15 protein-coding genes are annotated in these 15,168 nt (G+C 37.2%); 12 read left to right on the top strand and 3 right to left on the bottom strand.

The window, feature by feature from the left end:
* Positions 1-78: 78 nt before the first annotated feature.
* Positions 79-2,811: a putative LPS assembly protein LptD gene (locus tag ABJQ32_11130; protein ID MEP5290192.1), complete on the bottom strand. Its 2,733-nt coding sequence runs from the start codon at positions 2,809-2,811 to the stop codon at positions 79-81.
* Between the two features lie 166 nt (positions 2,812-2,977).
* Here ABJQ32_11130 and ABJQ32_11125 point away from each other — a divergent pair, with 166 nt between their 5' ends.
* The 7 genes from ABJQ32_11125 to ABJQ32_11095 all read left to right on the top strand — a co-directional run bounded on the left by ABJQ32_11125 (position 2,978) and on the right by ABJQ32_11095 (position 10,898).
* Entirely contained in the window at positions 2,978-3,778 is an 801-nt protein-coding gene (locus tag ABJQ32_11125; protein ID MEP5290191.1) for an N-acetylmuramoyl-L-alanine amidase, read from the top strand.
* 11 nt (positions 3,779-3,789) lie between these two features.
* Positions 3,790-4,707, top strand: coding sequence for an MlaD family protein (locus ABJQ32_11120; GenBank protein ID MEP5290190.1), 918 nt, complete (start codon positions 3,790-3,792; stop codon positions 4,705-4,707).
* 5 nt (positions 4,708-4,712) lie between these two features.
* Entirely contained in the window at positions 4,713-6,341 is a 1,629-nt protein-coding gene (locus ABJQ32_11115) for an acyl-CoA carboxylase subunit beta (GenBank protein ID MEP5290189.1), read from the top strand.
* 12 nt (positions 6,342-6,353) lie between these two features.
* The gene (locus tag ABJQ32_11110; GenBank protein ID MEP5290188.1) at positions 6,354-7,205 is read left to right on the top strand and encodes a transglutaminase-like domain-containing protein; all 852 of its coding nucleotides are present in this window, start codon (positions 6,354-6,356) and stop codon (positions 7,203-7,205) included.
* A complete protein-coding gene (locus ABJQ32_11105; GenBank protein MEP5290187.1) occupies positions 7,202-7,849 on the top strand; it encodes an SRPBCC family protein in 648 nt (215 codons plus the stop codon). Before ABJQ32_11110 ends, ABJQ32_11105 begins: the two co-directional genes overlap by 4 nt.
* Before the next feature lie 107 nt (positions 7,850-7,956).
* Positions 7,957-8,295: a helix-turn-helix transcriptional regulator gene (locus tag ABJQ32_11100; protein ID MEP5290186.1), complete on the top strand. Its 339-nt coding sequence runs from the start codon at positions 7,957-7,959 to the stop codon at positions 8,293-8,295.
* Positions 8,292-10,898, top strand: a complete 2,607-nt coding sequence (locus ABJQ32_11095) for an ABC transporter permease (protein ID MEP5290185.1) — start codon at positions 8,292-8,294, stop codon at positions 10,896-10,898. The genes ABJQ32_11100 and ABJQ32_11095 overlap by 4 nt, the downstream gene beginning before the upstream one ends.
* 1 nt (position 10,899) lies before the next feature.
* Here ABJQ32_11095 and ABJQ32_11090 read toward each other — a convergent pair whose 3' ends face one another.
* The gene (locus tag ABJQ32_11090) at positions 10,900-11,505 is read right to left on the bottom strand and encodes a 4'-phosphopantetheinyl transferase superfamily protein (GenBank protein MEP5290184.1); all 606 of its coding nucleotides are present in this window, start codon (positions 11,503-11,505) and stop codon (positions 10,900-10,902) included.
* A gap of 29 nt (positions 11,506-11,534) precedes the next feature.
* Between ABJQ32_11090 and ABJQ32_11085 the strand changes: the two genes are divergently transcribed.
* Genes ABJQ32_11085 through folB form a run of 3 tightly spaced genes read left to right on the top strand, consistent with a single transcriptional unit; the run spans position 11,535 to position 13,753 of the window.
* The gene (locus tag ABJQ32_11085) at positions 11,535-12,440 is read left to right on the top strand and encodes a hypothetical protein (protein MEP5290183.1); all 906 of its coding nucleotides are present in this window, start codon (positions 11,535-11,537) and stop codon (positions 12,438-12,440) included.
* Positions 12,437-13,399: a DivIVA domain-containing protein gene (locus ABJQ32_11080; protein ID MEP5290182.1), complete on the top strand. Its 963-nt coding sequence runs from the start codon at positions 12,437-12,439 to the stop codon at positions 13,397-13,399. Before ABJQ32_11085 ends, ABJQ32_11080 begins: the two co-directional genes overlap by 4 nt.
* Before the next feature lie 3 nt (positions 13,400-13,402).
* Positions 13,403-13,753 carry a dihydroneopterin aldolase gene (gene folB / locus ABJQ32_11075; protein ID MEP5290181.1) on the top strand — a complete coding sequence of 117 codons (351 nt, stop codon included), beginning with the start codon at positions 13,403-13,405 and terminating at the stop codon, positions 13,751-13,753.
* On the opposite strand, the gene ABJQ32_11070 is transcribed toward folB, so the two are convergent.
* Positions 13,750-14,031 carry an iron-sulfur cluster biosynthesis family protein gene (locus ABJQ32_11070; protein MEP5290180.1) on the bottom strand — a complete coding sequence of 94 codons (282 nt, stop codon included), beginning with the start codon at positions 14,029-14,031 and terminating at the stop codon, positions 13,750-13,752. The two genes, folB and ABJQ32_11070, sit on opposite strands and share 4 nt — an antisense overlap.
* 213 nt (positions 14,032-14,244) lie before the next feature.
* Here ABJQ32_11070 and ABJQ32_11065 point away from each other — a divergent pair, with 213 nt between their 5' ends.
* Both ABJQ32_11065 and ABJQ32_11060 read left to right on the top strand, forming a co-directional pair.
* Positions 14,245-14,766 carry a hypothetical protein gene (locus ABJQ32_11065; GenBank protein MEP5290179.1) on the top strand — a complete coding sequence of 174 codons (522 nt, stop codon included), beginning with the start codon at positions 14,245-14,247 and terminating at the stop codon, positions 14,764-14,766.
* A 5-nt stretch (positions 14,767-14,771) separates the two neighbouring features.
* Positions 14,772-15,167, top strand: a complete 396-nt coding sequence (locus tag ABJQ32_11060) for a YkvA family protein (protein MEP5290178.1) — start codon at positions 14,772-14,774, stop codon at positions 15,165-15,167.
* Position 15,168: the final 1 nt, after the last annotated feature.

The following is a 15,168-nucleotide window of genomic DNA, read 5'->3' as shown; positions in this document are numbered from 1 at the left end:
AAAAGAACCCCCTAAATCGTAAGGGATTTAGGGGGTTGGATAGTTAATAGGGCTATTTTACAATTTTATAATAGAGGTCTAGTTAAAGAAATCAAAGAAGCTTCTTCGTTTCTCAAGTTTCAAATCTTGCAGTACTGCGGACTTAACTCTGATCGATAAAAAATAGGACTGGAATCTCCCAAAAGGAACCCAGTCAAGATTCATAGTCCAGCAATGGAGATCTCTCGATATTCCGACACGCGTGGTTGTAAAGTCTTTTGCCTCAAAGTCATAACCTGAATTGAAGGTGATTTGGGTATTATCAGTTAAACCGAGTGTACCACTAAATTGAAAGCTTTGGCGAATAGTAGGGTCTTGAAATCCTGTTTTTGTTCTGTTGATAGAATATTGCATTCGCAATGTCCATGGAACTGCGAAATCTACATATAGTTCAGGATTATTTTGTATGTGATTTACTTGCTGTCTTTCGAAATCCGTATATCCGTCTGCCCCAACTCCTTCCTCAGGAGCAAGAATTCCTTGATCAGGTTCCAATGCGCTCCCAGCTGAATTAGCCGAATTATTCGATCTTCTGCTTGAGCCTTTCGGAGCTAAATTGATACCAATGGCCGTATTCATACTAGATAGTCTGCCAAGTCCATTTCCATTATTCCAGGTATACCTATCTAATCTTCTCTGGCTCACTGTACGCTCACCGCTTGAATTTGTGCTCTCCGAAATTAGTAAGTACTCGTAAGGGTCTAATGTACCCGTAAAGTTTAATGAGATGGTGCCACCAAGAAAACTAGTTCTGGCATTGATGCCGATATTACTGAGCTTGAATGAGTCTGCAGCAATATTATATCCAGTACTTAACCCGAGGTTGTCAAAAAGTTTTATTTTTTTGAAGCCAGTGACGGTATCTTTTTTACTCGCAACCTTCATTTCTATGTTATTGGAAAGGGAAAAGCCAACTGTCTTACTTTCTCCGCCAGGAGGAGATCCATAAGCAAATCCTTCATATTTACTAACTCTTTCAGTATTTCCAAGAGAATCTATTTGAACATCACTGTATACACCGTACTTGGTGTCTGAAAAATCTGGACTATAGCTAAATGACAAACTTGGGGTCATCACATGTCGGATAGCTTGTATTTTGCCCTTCTTAAAGAAAGCAGTTCCATAGATTCGTGTATTTAGCGAAGCACCAGAGGACCAACTTCCAGCTCTACTGAATCCGTTTACAGTATCTATTCTCACCGCATTTTCTTCCTCTAGATATGTATACTGAAGTTCTTTTGTATACCACAAGTCTCGATAATTGAAAGTTGGATTTAGCGTGAAATACTTGAGAACACTCATAGAGGTTGAAATCGGAATTGTATGTTGAGCTCCTAATTGAGATCTATCATTTATTTCATCAAAATTCTCTTGATTAAACGTAAGAATGGAGTCCAGTCTAGCGCTTCTGTTGATTACTTCAAATCCGAAAGGGTTCCTTACTGAAGAATTGGAGATCTCATTTTTCGCTGCTAGAGCATGACTAAAATTTAATTTTGAAAGTGGCGATTTACTGGATTTGACTACATTTTTTAGGGGATAGATACGATTCATATTAACTGTCAAGTCAGGCAAAGTGAGATTTACAATACCTGTCTGTAAATTTTGACTATGTCTTAGGTTTGAAGACATGTTGAATGGAGTTCCTGAAAAAGTCTTTCTATAACTTATACTAGAAGCTAACTGCGAGTTGATACTTCTACTGAAATCTTGAACGACTAAGTTGTTATTCTCTGTGTAACTTCTTGTTGCGGCATTCACAGAAGCCGAAAATGAAGAGTTTCCTCTGGATTCTGGAGTATGATTCCATCTTATACTGTAGTCATTAGTTTCTAACGCACTTTCTACATCATCAGACACGGACTTAACATAAGAGAAGTTAAATGTTCCCCGAAAAGAATAACGTTTATAGTAGTTAGAAACAGCATTTACCGCATTTCCTCCTTTTGAATAGAGATCACCAGTTAGCCTCAAATCAACATAATCACTAATAGCAAAATAATATCCTCCATTCCTAAGGAAGAAACCCCTCCTTTGTTCTTCTCCGTAAGACGGAACAATAATACCTGATGATTTTTCTTGAGGTTGCGGAAACATCCCAAAAGGAAAGAAAAGAGGAGTAGGAACATCTCTAAATCGCATGTTGAAAGGCCCGGATACAACCTTGTTATTTGGAATCACCTTCAGCTTAGTAGAATGAATTGCAAAATGAGGGTGCTCAAGATTGCAGGTGGTATACTCTGCTCCACGGATAAAAAGTTCGTCTTCTGCATTTTTCTTAACATCTTCTCCATGCATGAACCCTCCTTGTTTCTCAGTAATGACTCCCTTAATAAGTGCTCTTTCAGTTTTGAAATTATAAACAATGTCATCAGTGACATAGACATCTGACCCTTCACTAAATACCGGTTTGCCAACTTTTTTGCCTGTTGAATCTGTTAAATATTTTGCTTTAAGAGTTCGATCATCCCAATCGACATTCGTACGCTCAGCATCTAATGCAATACTTCCATAATCTATATGAGTTTCACCATAGAGAAATAGCTCCCTTTTCTTAATATCAAAGAATAAAGAATCTCGAGCGTTATAGTTGATTGTAGTCTCGATATCACTTTTCCTTCCGCTACCAGAAGGTTCAACTAAAGTTGAGTCTGAAACAATTGTACTATCTAGACCGATAGTTGTTGTATCGGATCGGATCAACGAATCTATTTCCTGCGCCGATGCACAGAAAGAGCCAATAAAACATAAAAGTATTATAAGACGCCTCAATCCAACTCACTTTTTTGAAAATGAACAACGACCAAACTATCTTTGAGAAGCTTAATTATTGACACAATTGGCAGATTTTTTGTATTCATTTGTTTAGAAAAACATTTGCTTTTGCTCGTTTTTCTGACTTTTGCGTAAAAGTATTTCATTTTAGACAATAAAGGACGTGAGAAATATAGTACTACCCATCGGACTGACATTATTTTTGGTTCTAGCTTCATTTCAACCGGTAGGAAAGAAGAGTTTTGCTGTTACTAAAATTGTGATTGATCCTGGACATGGTGGTAAGGACCCTGGTACAGTTGGATCTTACACCAAAGAAAAAGATGTTGCACTTCAAGTAGCCTTGAAGGTTGGAGAATATGTTAAGAAGAACGTGCCTGATGTAGAGGTTGTTTTTACAAGAAAAGACGATACGTTCATTGATCTTAAAAAGCGATCTGAAATTGCAAATAATCATGATGCAGATTTATTTGTTTCAATCCATGCAAACTCCTTACCAAAGAGCACACCACTTACCAGAAAGCAGAGAATAAAAGGTTCCGAAGTATATGTCATGGGAGCCCAAAATACAGATAGAGCTTTAGACGTTGCTCAACGTGAAAATTCAGTAATCCTTCTAGAAGAAGACTATGAGAAGAATTATGATTTTGATCCTCAGTCAGAGGAATCATATATACTTTTCAATTTAACTCAATCAGCATATCAGGATAATAGCCTGATGTTAGCAAGTTTGATTGATGACCAATTGACAACTAGAGCAGGTAGAAGAAGTTATGGAGTAAAGCAATCGAGTTTATATGTAATGTGGAGCACAGCAATGCCTAGCGTGTTAGTGGAAATTGGCTACCTTTCCAATCCTGTGGAAGAAAAGGAACTGAATAACCCAGATATCCAATCATATATTGCATCAGGTATCTATCGTGCTATAAAAGAATATAAAGAAGCATTTGATGCCAGGAATTAAAATTAAGAACAGTGTCTAAGGAATTTAAAATTGGTTTAATCACCATTATTTCAGGAGCTCTATTGTATTATGGCTTCAACTTTTTGAGAGGTTCAGATTTGTTTTCACCCTCAAACAGATACTATGCGAAGTATAACAATGTATCTGGATTAAATGTCTCCAACCCTATCTACTTCAATGGCTTGCCTGTTGGCAGGGTAAGTGGATTTGAATTGAAGCAATCCAAAGGATATATCGTAGTTGCTTTAGATATAGATGAAGGTCTTATGATTAGTGAAGATGCATCAGCTCGACTTTCTAATGATGGCCTATTTGGAGGGAAAGCAATAGTACTGGATGTGGGGCAATCGGTTACTCCAATTCAACCAGGTGATACACTCGCATCTGAGATGGATGGGGGCATGCTGGCTCAATTTGAGCCGGTAGCTGATAACCTTAATACTACGATTACGAAATTAAATACACTTCTTGATCAGTTAAACGAAACAGATATCAAAGGAACTGTAGATACACTTAAGTATTCAATAGGAACTCTTACAAATAAAGCGGAAAAACTAAATATTGAAGGAACTATTCGAAATACTAATAACCTTTTAATCAGTATAAAAGACAGATCTGATCAATTGGATAGTGTTTTAATTGGATCAAAATTGCTTATTGATTCGCTCAATGCTGTGCCTCTAGGAGAGACTTTGTCTAAGGTTAACAAGTCTCTCGATCATGTGAACAATCTACTTCTTGACATTCAATCTGACGAAGGTACAATAGGGAAAATGTTGAATAATGATTCGGTATATAATAACCTGAACAAATTGTTGGTTGACATGGACGAGTTAATCATTCATTTTAATAATTATCCTAAAGATTTCATGGGACCACTCGGTCGCAAGAATAAGAAATTGAAAGGGGTCTCTCAAGACGGAAAGTAGAATACATGAATATCCAATTCAACAAAAATGAAGACGCTAATAAACAATTAGTGTATCAGCTAGGTGAGCGTTTCAAGAAGGTACAACTTGGTGGAGGAGAAAAAAAGATCGAATCTCATCACAAGAAAGGAAAACTCACTGCCAGAGAAAGGATTGATTATTTAATAGATGATCCCAACGATTTTCTTGAAATTGGAGCATTTGCAGCTGATGGAATGTATAAAGAAGTGGGGGGGTGCCCATCTGCAGGAGTGGTAACGGGCTTAGGAAAAGTTTCAGGAAGACAATGTATGATTGTCGCTAATGACGCAACGGTCAAGGCTGGAGCATGGTTTCCAATGACTGCTAAGAAAAATCTTCGCGCTCAAGAGATTTCGATAGAAAATGATATACCAATTATCTACTTAGTGGATAGCGCAGGTGTGTTTCTTCCTATGCAGGATGAAATTTTTCCTGACAAAGAACATTTTGGAAGACAATTCAGGAATAATGCGATTATGTCTTCAAAAGGCATCATTCAAATAGCTGCGATCATGGGAAGCTGTGTTGCTGGAGGAGCTTACTTGCCTATTATGGCAGATGAGGCTCTGATTGTGGATGGCACAGGCTCTGTTTTCTTAGCAGGAAGCTATTTAGTGAAATCAGCTGTTGGTGAAGATATTGATAATGAAACACTTGGAGGGGCAACAACTCATTGTGAAATATCTGGTGTGACAGATAATAAATATGAGGATGATAAAGCAGCACTTGATGCAATAAAGAAAATATTTGATAAGGCTGGAGCACCCAAAACAGCTGGATTTAACAGAGCAGAAAGTAAATTCCCAGCAAAGAAGTTGGAGGATATTTATGGAGAGTTCCCTGCCAATCGAGGAGTTCAATATGACATGGTTGAAGTGATCAAATGCTTGGTAGATGATTCAGACTTTGATCAATACAAAGAGCTTTATGGTAAATCAATTGTATGTGGATACGGACGTGTAGATGGGTGGAGTGTCGGGATAGTTGCGAATCAGCGCAAGGTTGTGAAAACCAAAAAAGGAGAAATGCAGCTAGGAGGAGTCATCTATTCAGATTCAGCAGATAAGGCAGCAAGGTTTATCATGAACTGTAATCAGCGTAAGATTCCCTTGGTTTTTTTACATGATGTGAATGGTTTTATGGTTGGCTCTAGATCGGAACATGGGGGCATTATTAAGGATGGTGCCAAAATGGTTAATGCTGTTTCGAATTCAGTAGTTCCAAAATTCAGCATTGTGATGGGCAGTTCTTATGGAGCGGGGAATTATGCCATGTGCGGTAAAGCATACGATCCAAGATTGATTTATGCATGGCCAACTGCAGAAATTGCAGTCATGAGTGGAGGCTCTGCTGCAAAAACATTACTCCAAATTGAAATTGCCTCAGCTAAAGCGAAAGGAAAAGAACTTACCGAAGAGGAAAAACAAGCTCAACTTAAGAAAATCGAAGATTCCTACAATGAAAAGCTTAGCCCATATTACGCAGCTTCTCGACTTTGGGTGGATGGAATTATCGATCCCAAAGAAACACGCAATGTGATTTCCAAAGGGATTGAAATGGCCAACCATGCTCCTATTGAAGAACGGATGAATGTAGGTGTTATTCAAACTTGATAAATTTATTCCTTGCTTAAAGAATCTGAAATAAAAGCTTTAGTTGTTCTACTAGATGATGAGGACGGAGAGGTAGTGTCCCATGTAGAAAACAAGATTATGTCAATTGGGACGAGTATTATCCCACTTTTAGAACAAGAATGGGAAAGCACATTTAACCCGATCATTCAAAATAAAATTGAAGATTTAGTCCATGAACTTCAGTTTGAATTGCTCAAGGAGCGTTTCTTGGAGTGGAAGGAAAACGGATCAAAAGACTTGCTAGAAGGTCTTTGGATAGTAGCTACGTATTTGTATCCTGACTTAGAAATTGCTGATATAAAGGAAGAAATTGAGCAATTTTATCATGAACTCTGGAGACATATGGAAGACGAAATGACTCCCAATGATCGAGTGAAAATCTTCAACGAAATTTTCTTCAATAAATTCAAATTCAGAGCGAATACCAAGAACTTCCATTCTCCAGCAAACTCGATGATAAACTCGGTACTTGAGACAAAAAAAGGGAATCCGATTTCATTGTGTGCTATTTACCTCTTGCTTGCTCAAAAAATGGAATTGCCGATTTATGGCGTAAATCTCCCAAACCTTTTTATCCTCACTTATCAAATAGGTGAAGATTCTTTTTATATCAACGTATTCAACAGAGGACTCATTTTCACTCGAGATGATATTGACAATTACCTAGAAAGCTTACAGCTAGAAAAACAAGATATTTTCTATGATCCATGCTCAAACCTTGATATCATTCTTAGAGCCCTGAGAAACCTTATTGTATCCTTTGAAAAACTTGGTGATTATCACAAGGCAGATGAAATTAAGCTGATCCTTCAGAAGATGGACGATCAGTATTTCAGCTTATGAGAGGATATTTTCTGCGGCAAATTGTAGCATATTTAATTTTTTCTTTTTGCGTTTCAGCCCAACATCCCCGTCTTATATCAGAAGAAGGTTGGAAACTTGAAAAAACAAAATACGGTGTTGAGGTTTTTAGTAAATCAATTGAAGGTTACGAGTTAAAAGCTTTTAAGGCTTCTGGATTGATAGATGCTAGTCTTTTCACGGTCTATAATGTAATAATCGATATTGAAAATTATGATAAATGGTATCCTGATTGCGAAGAGGGGGAGGTTTTAAGTCAAAATGATTCTATTCAAATGAGACGAATTGTTTTCAAGCTCCCTTGGCCATTCTATCGAAGAGATATCATTAACGGATTTATTACGGAAAGCAGAGATGATGGCATATTTATAGAAGTAACTAATGCAGCCGACCTCATCCCGGAGAAAAAAAAGACTATCAGAGTATCACAATCTGAAGGTTATTGGCTACTCAAAGAAGAAGACGGCAAAACAAGAATGACCTATAGTGCCGTAGGTGATGCTTCAGGAATTCCTGCTTGGATTGCTAATATATTCCTATTTGATAGCCCGCTTACAGCCATCCATAATATCAGAGAAATGGTTAGAAAACCAGAATATCAATTTATCCCTGATCTAGATAAGTAGAACCCTGCTTTTAGCGGCTCATAATCTTTGTTGGAATAACCTTTCAATAAAAGCTACGTTTAGGACTTAAATATTTTAATTACTTTTAGGATTTAAATAAAAATTCTATGGGAAAACATTCAATAGGAGAGTTTGAGGAAGTAGTAATGCTCACTGTAGCTGTACTATATGAAAATGCTTACGGTATCTCCATCAAAGATGAAATTGAAAATCGCCTTAAACGAAAAGTAAGTGTTGGAGCCATGAGAACTGCCCTGAACAGACTAGAGAAGAAGGGATTTCTAAAGTCTCAATTTGGTGAAACCACTGCAGTAAGAGGAGGAAAAAGAAAGAGATATTATTTAGTTACTCCAGAAGGAAAAAGTGCACTTGATCAGGTGAAAGATGCGCGCGACCAACTTTGGGAAGCAATTCCATCAGTAGCGTTTGACTTCAAATTTGGATGAGTGATCACAAGAAAATATCACTACCTGCTCTTCCTCTGAAATTCTTAAGATTATTCTGCAAACCTCGTATGTTGGAGGATGTAGAGGGAGATCTGGCAGAGCTTTATGAAAGAAGACTTGAAAAGAAAAAAATAAAAGCTCAACTACTATTTATGCTTGATGTGCTATTGCTCTTCAGGCCAGGAATGATAAAAAATATCGAAATAACTCAACGACTAATCAATTATGCCATGCTAAATAATTACTTAAAAATTGCACGCAGAAATGCACTACGATATAAAGGTTTTACACTGCTAAACTTACTAGGACTTGTTGTGGGAATAGCATCCAGTATACTTATTCTGCTATGGGTCAATGACGAAGTAACCATTGATAAATTCCATACAAATGGCGATAAAATTTATCAATTGTTCAGAAATATGAGACAATCCAATGGTATGGTACAAACGACTAACACCATACCTAAACCTGCCGCTGACTTAATGAAGGATGAATATCCGGAAATAGATCAAGTAGCCTTGCTTAGTAGAGCAGTGAGATATGATATAGGTGAGGGAGAGGGCATGACCACAGAAGCGGGAAGAATGGCTAGTCAGGAATTTCTTAATATTTTCAGCTTGAATTTTTTGGTTGGCGACAAGCAAACGGCTTTCGTAGATCAATCTTCGATTGTTATTTCAAAATCTTTGGCTATTAAGAAGTTCGGAGAAAACTGGAAAAACGAGGTGAGTGGATCAACAATAAAGCTTGAAGATGATTATACTCTTACGGTGAAAGGTGTGTTTGAAGATATGGGAACTGACTCTTCCTTAGACTTTGAATGGCTAGCCTCTGCGCAAGCTTTCATTAGTGAAAATGACTGGGTAAATGATTGGGGGAATGGCTCATTTAGTGTGTATTTCACATTAAACGATCCTTTAAAATTAGAAAATTTTAAAAAGCGAATTTTTAATGAGATAAAGGATCATTCAAAAGGAAATAACAATGCTGGTGATGAAACATTAATTGTTCACAAATTCCAGGACTATTACCTCTATTCCAATTTCGAAAATGGAGTGATAGATGGAGGCCGAATTGATTATGTGAGAATCATGACCATAGTAGCAATATTTATACTGATCGTTGCATGTGTGAATTTCATGAACCTCGCCACGGCTAGATCTGGTCGAAGATCCAAAGAAATAGGACTAAGAAAGGTGATGGGTGCTCAGCGAACTTCCATAGGAATACAGTTTTATGTAGAAGCATTGACTTTTACAACAATATCCGTCTTGCTTTCTATAGTTGTAGTCCTATTACTACTTCCTTTTTACAATGATCTGGTAAATAAATCCTTGGCGATTGATTTCACACAGCTACAAACCTGGTATTTTCTCTTCGGAATTACGTTGGTTACTGCTTTGCTTTCAGGAAGCTACCCAGCACTATTGCTTCCAGGTTTAAACATCATCGAGTCACTGAAAGGACTGATCAAGCAGTCTTCAGCTAGTTCTTATTTCAGAAAAGGACTTGTAGTTTTTCAATTTGCTATCTCCACTCTTTTGATTATCGGCACCTCTGTGGTGTATAAACAAATAGATTTTGTGTTGAATAAGGATTTAGGAGTCGATAGAGAAAACTTGGTAGCTGTGTATATGGGTGGAGATTTATCCGACCGGTTAGATACCTATAAAAATGAATTAAAAAAGATACCAGAAGTTAAGCATGTGACTGCAGCATCAGGGAATCCCATTGACTATGGCAGATCAACAAGTTCTGCCAGCTGGACAGGTAAAAGCCCATCTGAAGGATACGAAATTAACGTGATTCTTTCCGATGAAGATTTCATTGAAACCATGGGGATAGAAATGGTGGCAGGTCGTGCCTTTTCAAATCAGCTTACCGACTCTACTAATTTTATTATTAACGAAGTAGCTGCAGAGCTGATGGGTTTTGATGATCCAATAGATAAGGATCTTTCTTTTTGGGGCATCAATGGAAAAATTGTAGGAGTGGCCAAAAACTTTCATATGAGAAACATGCACGAACCGATAGCTCCATTGATCATCAGTTGTATTGACCCCTCTTCAGCACATCTGTCTCTAATCAAAATCAAGGGAAATGTGGGAGAAACCTTGTCTGAGATCGAACAAGTGACGAGAACACTTAACCCATCAGCTGACTTTGATTACGAATTTATAAGTGAAGCCTATGACGCAAGCTATGAGAGTGAATTGACTGTAAGCAAGTTGGCTAATATCTTTTCTGTGATAGCCATCTTTATTTCATGCTTAGGTCTCTTTGGTCTTTCTGCCTACACGATAGAGCGCAGATCTAGGGAAATTGGAGTTCGAAAGGTGCATGGCGCTTCCATAGCTCAGATTCTTGTTCTTCTTTCGAAAGATTATTCAAAATTGATGCTTATTGCATTTGTTTTATCCATTCCGTTTGGATACTACTACGGAACGCAATGGCTCGAAAATTTCGAATTTCAGACAACACTTGATCCCTTGGTGTTCATTGCTTCAGGCCTTATCACGTTTGTAATAGGAGTACTTACAGTGAGTTTCAAATCTTTTCAAGCTGCAAAAACAAACCCTGTAAATGTTTTAAAGGACGAATAGGCTAAATACCATAGGCAAGGAGATACTCTTTGACCCATTCATAGTGGATTTCATGAGTGTCTTCATGTCCTTTCTTGAGTATTTCGCCTTTGATCATACGATCAGATTCAAAAGAAACCTTTATCTCATCTTTCAGACTTAAAAACTTACGCCCGAAAATTTTGTAGATGACCTCTTTTGCACACCAGATAGTACAGAGCTTTTCCAAGTCGTTCTGATGCTCCATTTCAGAAGTATGCAGGTATTTCATCTTCACATAATTATGCTTATCTCTAGGTCGCTCCATATCTATTCCGCAAGATTTTCGAAGATGAATCATGGCAGCAGCTATAGGAAATGAATGTGAAATTGATATATGAACATCGCTATTATTAAGGAATGGTTTACCGTTTTCATGTTTACCTATTCCATCATATTTAATATCGAACTTTTCGCAAAGAGTTTTTACTAAGATCCGACCAACGATCCACTCAGCCTGCCTTACTGGATTTAAATCAACAGGGAAAGGTTCTGGAGAAAGATAGGGTAGTTCTAAAAAAGTCTCTTGAATGTTCCAAACAGCATAGGCGGAATCCGTATCTATCTGTTTGTTTAATAGCAATGGCATAAAGCAATTGTAATACTTTTGTGCTCCAAATGAGTAATATAAGCGCAAAAAAGCTACATACATTTCTCGGGCATAACGATAGTATTTATACGCTATGCAAGCTTGATGATCATCGGTTTGTTTCAGCAGGAGGTGATGGCATGGTGGTCTTATGGGATCTAAAATCACCAGATGAAGGAGAGGTTATTGTAAAAATTCCTGGATCAGTTTATGCACTCCTATACGATTCAAAAGAAGATTTTTTATACGTTGGACAAAATGGTCAAGGTATTCATAAGATTAGTTTAAAATCAAAAAAAGAAGTTAAGTCAGTTCAGCTTGGAGAATTTCAAATCTTCGACTTTGAATTGATTGATGACTTGATTTGGGCAGGTTTATCAAATGGGGAAATTGTTCTTTTGAATAAAAATTTAGCAATAGAAAACCGACTAAAATTTTCAGATCAACGTGTACGTAGTTTCGATGTTTTCGGCGAAACCATTGCAATAGCGTTTAGTGATCATATTACGCGGATTATAGATTCAGAAACTCTTAAGATAACCCGTGAGTTGAAAGGTCATAAAAATTCCGTATTTACTTCTAAGTTTCATCCATCTGGAAAATATATGATCTCTGCAGGCAGAGATGCACATCTTAAAGTTTGGGATACTGAAGCTGAATATTTGCTAAGAGAGTCTATCGCAGCACATTTATATACAATCAATGACGTGATTTTTAGTAACGATGGTAGACACTTTGTAACTGCAAGTATGGATAAAGCGGTGAAGCTATGGGATGCGCACAATTTCAAATTATTAAAAGTATTAGATAAGCATAGGCACGCAGGACATGGAAATAGCGTTAATAAGCTTCTATGGATGAATTATCACGACTTGTTAGTAACTTGTAGCGATGATCGTTCGATCTCCGTTTGGGAAATTAAATTTGCAGAATGAAGATAACGCCGCTGGAAATTCGCCAGAAAGACTTTGAAAAGAAACTTAGAGGATATGATAAAGATGAGGTCAGCGCTTTTCTACAGTCACTTTCCAATGAGTGGGAACGTGTGCTGGAAGAAAACAAAGAGCTAACACTCAAGCTAAAACAAGCAGAGAAAGAGGTTGAGAAACTCAGAGAAGTAGAGAGTTCACTTTACAAGACTCTCAAGACAGCTGAAGACACGGGTGCCAATGTGATTGAGCAGGCAAATAAAGCTGCTGAACTTCACATGAAGGAGACTAAGATGAATGCTGAAGGACTCCTTAGTGAATCCAAGAACAAGGCAAGAGCCATGATTGAACAGGCTGAAATGGAGGCTCGTCAGATTATTGAAGAACTTCAGGATGCCGTAAAAAGTATTGAGCAAAATCATCGAGATATTGAAAACCACAGACAAAATGCACTGCAAGAACTGAAAAACCTTTCCGTTACGCTAATAGAGAAAGTAGAGCGGAATACAGGAGAGAGTAAGGAGTTTAAATTCGACGATTATGTAAAGCGAGTGAAAAAGCTCGCCAGGGATAGTGAAGAAAGAATAAAGGCGGAAAAAACTGAAGTACAGATTGAGACAAGGCAAATCGAACCTATATCCAATGAAATCACGCCAAAAGTTGAAGTAGCAGAATCAAAAACAAAAGAAGTAAGCAAACCTCCGAAAACGGAGGAGCTGCGAGAGCGAATAATTCAAAAACATCCTGTTCAGGAGAAGAAGGAAGAGTCAAAAGCTGTAGAAGAGAAAGAAAAATTAAGCCCGAGACAACCTGAGAAAGTAGAGCCAGTAGTTGAAGAGCCAAAGCAAGAGGAAGAGGTTTCAAAAAAGGAAGAACTAGTTTCTAAAGAGAAGGAGAGCGAAGAGAAAAAGGGTCCTCGTGTATCTAAAACAGTTTCCTTTTTTGACGAACTAGATACTGACTAACTCATGGGAAAAGTTTCATTAGAAGGAATGGAATTTTACGCACGTCATGGCTATTATGAAGAGGAGCGTGTCATAGGTAACAAATACAGTGTTGATGTTACGCTAGATGTAGACTTTTCAGAAGCTGCCTCTGATGATAAGTTAGAAGGAACGGTAAACTACGAGAAGGTTTATGAAATAGTACAAAGCGTGATGAGTATAGATGCTAATCTATTAGAACATCTTGCAGGAAAAATGATAAAAGCTTTAAAAGCAAATTTTTCAGAGGTAAACAATGTTCAGGTTCGAATAAGTAAATACAATCCACCAATTAAGGGTCTTTGTCATAGAGCTACTGTGGAGCTAGAAGGCTAAACGAACACAAAACCTCGCGCATCTGCCTCATCATAAAATTCAATTTTTTTGCCAACTAGAAACATCATTTCTTGTTTTTGTACCAGTATTTGTACGCCATCAATAAAGTATTCATCGTCAGTCTCTTTCTTTTTGTCAAACCCTAGCTTAAACCCAACACCACAACCCATACCTTTTGTAGCTATCCGCAAGCCATAGTCCTCAGGAATTCCTTTATTTTTCAGAATATTTTTTACCTCTTCTAGCGCTCTGTCCGTTATTTCTACAGGCAAATCCATGCTTTATTCTTTTTCGAGTTTAAATCTATCTCCTTTCAGGTTAAAACAAGTTGAATGTTAAAAGCAGATTCGTCATGTTTATGATTCATTAAAATTGAAGTATTATCTATTTTTTCTATAATCGAGTCAATAATTAATACCAATTTGCAATGAATAAATCTCGAATTTTTCGAGTTATTTTTGACGATTAACAAACACTAAACAATCCAATACATGGAAATGGTTTACGACCTTCTAAAAATTACGATTCCAGCAGGACTCGTTCTGTATCTCGCATACTTGCTCGTTCGATCATTCTTACAAAAGCAATTAGATGAAATTGCTTTCGGAGTGCGTCAAAAAAATCAGGAAATTGTAGTGCCGATAAGGTTGCAGGCGTATGAGAGAGTTGTTTTATTGTTAGAACGAATCACGCCAGCAAATCTCATTTCTAGGCTCAGCAGTTCAGACTATTCAGCAGAAGAATTTCAGCAAATTCTAATCCATGAAATAAGAAATGAATTTAATCATAACCTATCTCAGCAAGTTTATATGTCAGATAGTGCCTGGACGTATATTATAACAGCTGTTGAGCAAACTATTTCAATAATCAATTCATCTGCCAACTCATTAAATGAAAAATCAAAAGGATTTGATTTAGCTAGGGCAATACTTGAAAATAGCTCAAGTGAAGAAATGGACACACCAAAACAAGCAATAAGATATATCAAAGAAGAGATTCAGGGCGTTTTTTAATGACTATGGATAAAACCAAAAAAATATGGAAAAAAGCTAAAGAAACAGCTGCTAACAAAGAACAGATGAAGTCTACGCTTGCAAAAGCTGGAGACAAATTGCAAAAATTGGCACAAAACTCTAATGAACTACAAGAATTGAAAGCAAAACTTCAAGTGCTGATTCGAATGGTTCAATCCCATATTTCGAAGGAATACAAAGCATTTCCGATATCCTCAATAGTTCTTATTTTGTTTGCCTTAGCCTACTTCATTACTCCAATAGATTTAATACCAGACTTCATTCCGGCCCTCGGGTTCACTGATGACGCCTCAGTTGTTTTTTTAATTGTAAAAAAGCTGAACAGAGATATCAAAAAATTTATTGAATGGGAAAAAGAACAGTTTGAAGAAGCTGAATAAT

Source organism: Marinobacter alexandrii (assembly GCA_039984955.1).
Taxonomy (GTDB): domain Bacteria; phylum Bacteroidota; class Bacteroidia; order Cytophagales; family Cyclobacteriaceae; genus Ekhidna.
Note: the sequence above shows the minus strand (reverse complement) of the source record. Positions and strands in the feature narration are given on the sequence as shown.

Bases quoted from the DNA above. Each gene is read 5' to 3' on its own strand.
- ABJQ32_11080 (MEP5290182.1), top strand. From the start codon at position 12,437: ATGAAGATAACGCCGCTGGAAATTCGCCAGAAAGACTTTGAAAAGAAA.
- ABJQ32_11065 (MEP5290179.1), top strand. From the start codon at position 14,245: ATGGAAATGGTTTACGACCTTCTAAAAATTACGATTCCAGCAGGACTC.
- ABJQ32_11060 (MEP5290178.1), top strand. From the start codon at position 14,772: ATGGATAAAACCAAAAAAATATGGAAAAAAGCTAAAGAAACAGCTGCT.
- folB (MEP5290181.1), top strand. From the start codon at position 13,403: ATGGGAAAAGTTTCATTAGAAGGAATGGAATTTTACGCACGTCATGGC.
- ABJQ32_11085 (MEP5290183.1), top strand. From the start codon at position 11,535: ATGAGTAATATAAGCGCAAAAAAGCTACATACATTTCTCGGGCATAAC.
- ABJQ32_11115 (MEP5290189.1), top strand. From the start codon at position 4,713: ATGAATATCCAATTCAACAAAAATGAAGACGCTAATAAACAATTAGTG.
- ABJQ32_11090 (MEP5290184.1), bottom strand. From the start codon at position 11,505: ATGCCATTGCTATTAAACAAACAGATAGATACGGATTCCGCCTATGCT.
- ABJQ32_11100 (MEP5290186.1), top strand. From the start codon at position 7,957: ATGGGAAAACATTCAATAGGAGAGTTTGAGGAAGTAGTAATGCTCACT.
- ABJQ32_11105 (MEP5290187.1), top strand. From the start codon at position 7,202: ATGAGAGGATATTTTCTGCGGCAAATTGTAGCATATTTAATTTTTTCT.
- ABJQ32_11095 (MEP5290185.1), top strand. From the start codon at position 8,292: ATGAGTGATCACAAGAAAATATCACTACCTGCTCTTCCTCTGAAATTC.
- ABJQ32_11070 (MEP5290180.1), bottom strand. From the start codon at position 14,031: ATGGATTTGCCTGTAGAAATAACGGACAGAGCGCTAGAAGAGGTAAAA.